This is a genomic window from Aequorivita vitellina, assembly GCF_022008365.1.
GTDB classification, from domain to species: Bacteria; Bacteroidota; Bacteroidia; order Flavobacteriales; family Flavobacteriaceae; genus Aequorivita; species Aequorivita vitellina.
In genome coordinates this window covers 1-3117 of record NZ_JAIRBA010000066.1, presented here as the reverse complement: position 1 = coordinate 3117, position 3117 = coordinate 1, and the positions used below count along the sequence as shown (strand labels likewise).

General features: G+C 34.4%; 2 protein-coding genes. Both read left to right on the top strand.

The window, feature by feature from the left end; genetic code table 11:
• Positions 1–1004, top strand: a 1004-nt coding sequence (locus tag K8089_RS15900) for an alpha/beta fold hydrolase (RefSeq protein ID WP_237604280.1), incomplete at its 5' end; no start/stop codon positions are given.
• Positions 1005–1379: 375 nt separating this feature from the next.
• Entirely contained in the window at positions 1380–2927 is a 1548-nt protein-coding gene (locus tag K8089_RS15895) for a toxin-antitoxin system YwqK family antitoxin (RefSeq protein WP_237604279.1), read from the top strand.
• The last annotated feature ends 190 nt before the right edge of the window (positions 2928–3117 follow it).

Sequence of the window (3117 nt, the reverse complement as noted above, 5' to 3'; positions counted from 1 at the left end):
CGCCACTGCCCACGGCTGATTCGCACGCTGCGCTTCCCACTTTCGCTGACGCAAAATGTTGGCACTGCCGAAGCTGCCGCTCAAGACCCGCCGTAGCATATGCAAACCCGTTAGCTACAATTAAAACTAATATGAAAAATTCAATCAAGCAATTAATCTTTCTCTCTGCAATACTCTTCTTCGGAATTTCTTGTGCGCAAGTAAAAATGAATTTTAAATTTGATACCTCTTATGGAAACAATGAAGCTATTGGCAAATATGTGGAAATCAATGATGCAAAAATTTACTTTGAGGAATATGGAAAAGGGGAGCCATTATTATTAATTCATGGAAATAGTGGCAGCATAAAAAGTATGGGTAATCAAATAGAGTATTTTAAATCTAAGTATCGGGTTATCGTTGCTGACAATAGAGGACAAGGTAAATCTGAGTTGAAAACCGATTCTTTGACATTTAATCAAATAGCAAAAGATTGGGAAGGCTTAGTTAATTACTTAAAATTAGATTCTATTAATATAATTGGATGGAGTGATGGTGGAATTGTTGGATTAAAAATGAGTATTTCGGGCAACACAAAAATAAAAAAACTTGTAGCAATGGGTGCTAACTTAAGACCTGATACAACAGCTGTTAACAATTGGGCTGTTAATGAAGCTTTACGAAGAATAAAAATGACGAACTCAAAGGTTCAAGAGCGAGACACTACTGCTAATTGGATTGTGCTAAGACAGCTTGCCGGACTTTTAGGAAACCAGCCCAATATGCCAAAAGAAGATTTATCTAAGATAAAGGCAGAAGTATTAATAATAGCTGGCGATGAAGATATTATTCTGACTAAGCATACCTTAGAGATTTATGAAAATATTCCCAAAGCACAATTATGTATAATGCCAGGAGAAACACATTTTGCACCTGCTTCAAACCCTGTCTTATTTAATGAAATCGTGAATAGGTTTTTAACATCACCATTTAAAAGACCAGATTCTGACTTTACAAAATGGTAGAAATAACTGTAGCTAACACCGCATATAATACAGCGGTCACATTCCTCTTAAATTAAATTCCCTAAATTTATCAAAAATTTGGTACAGCGGATAAATACGTAGTGGCGGCGCCACTGCCCACGGCTGATTCGCACGCTGACGCTTCCCACAAACCGCTGACGCAGTTTTGTTGGCTTTGCCGAAGCTGCCGCTCAAGACCCGCCGTATCATATGCAAAACCGTTGTGTGCAATTTTGAAAAACGTCTCGTCCTAAAATAGGTTGACTAAAAATTAAACACTTTTAGCAGCCTATGGAAACACAAGACAAAAAATACCCATTACTAGGTATATTTTAAATGTCATTAAATTTCTATTTTTATTGAAAATCCTATATTATGAAATATCAAAAATATTTTTTAACAATTATTTGTTTAATAATAGCAAATTCAGAAATACACTCACAAAACTATAAAAAGAAAGATTTTAAAGATTTTTATAGAAATGGTAATATTAGAATTAAGGGGGAACTTGAATCAAGACATAAACTAATTAAATCTAATGATGAAAAAGACTGGTTTAAATCTGGTGAATGGACATATTATTATCCCGATGGAAATATATGGTTGAAAGGCAATTATAATAGAAATGAACTTATCGGAGAATGGATAGCTAATTATCCCGATGGTAAGATTTTTTTAAAAGGCAAATATCAACAATACTTTACAAGCGCAGAAGAAATGCTTATGAATACTGAAAATAGATTTGTTCGTTCTGTTGGAGAATGGATTTCTTTTTGGAATAACGGCGAAATTGCCAATATATATACATTTAATGAAAAAGGAACTATTAAAACCCAAGTAGTGAATACAAAATATGAAGATAGATATCCCTATCCTGATGGAAAATACGGACAAGGAGAAACAGCACTAGCAATAAGATATCGTTGGAATTGGCAAAATCAACCATTCATCGATATTGTTGAATCAACTTTTGAGTTTAAAGAAGATGGTATCGATATAAACATAGGAGATTTTTACAGATACGGAAAGTGGAAACAATATTATGAAACTGGGGAACTTAATTCAGAGGGAGAATATAATTGGAAGACGAATAGGACTAATGGAAAATGGATTTCATTTAGGAAAGATGGTAGCAAACTACAAGAGAGATATTTTGTTAACGATACAGTATATGGTGTTGTTAAGGATTATTATCCTTCAGGTTCTTTGCAAAGAGAGGGAAACTCATTAGGTACTGAAAGAATGAAAATTAACAGAAATGGTGTTTGGATTTCTTACTATGAAAATGGGAAAATACAATCTAAAATAGAGTATTTAAATAATCGTCCGAAAGGACGAATTGAATTATGGAATGAAAAAGGAATTTTGACTGAAAAAAGTTTAGGTTTAGGCAATGGTGAGATTATTAGAAAGTATTATAAAGATGGATATTTAATTTCAGAAGGTTTGGAAATATGGTCCGAAAATGAAAACAAATATTTACAGGATAAAGAATGGACTTATTATTTCCCAAATGGGAGTATAAGCCAAGTTGATATTTTTAGTAGTGGTAAATTAATTGGCCATAAAGAGCAATTCAGAAAAAATGGTTCTCAAACACTCAAAGAGGGTAACGGTTTTTATGAAATTTACTATGATAACGGAAATCCAGATATGATATCTGAACATAGAAACGGTTCTAGAGATGGCGTAACAACTTGGTATTACCCAAATGGACAAGTTAAAACTATTGCACATTATAAATATGACCAAGAATCAAAACCTTATGGCTTACGGTGGGAAATAATTTCATCTTTTCACAGTAATGGCAGCCCTAGGGATAAAGGAACATTGAAGAATGGTAATGGAACTTGGTTGTCTTATGATGAAAATGGGAATTTGTCGAAAATATCAACTTATAGAAATGGAATAAGTGTTGACTGAAAACTGCACACAACAACGCATATAATACAGCGGGTCTGATGGTTATGTGAATTATATTTCCTACAAATAATCGTAAATTGGTCACGCGGATAATTACGTAGTGGCGGCGCCACTGCCCACGGCTGATTCGCACGCTGCGCTTCCCACTTTCGCTGACGCAAAATGTTGGCACTGCCGAAGCTGCCGCTCA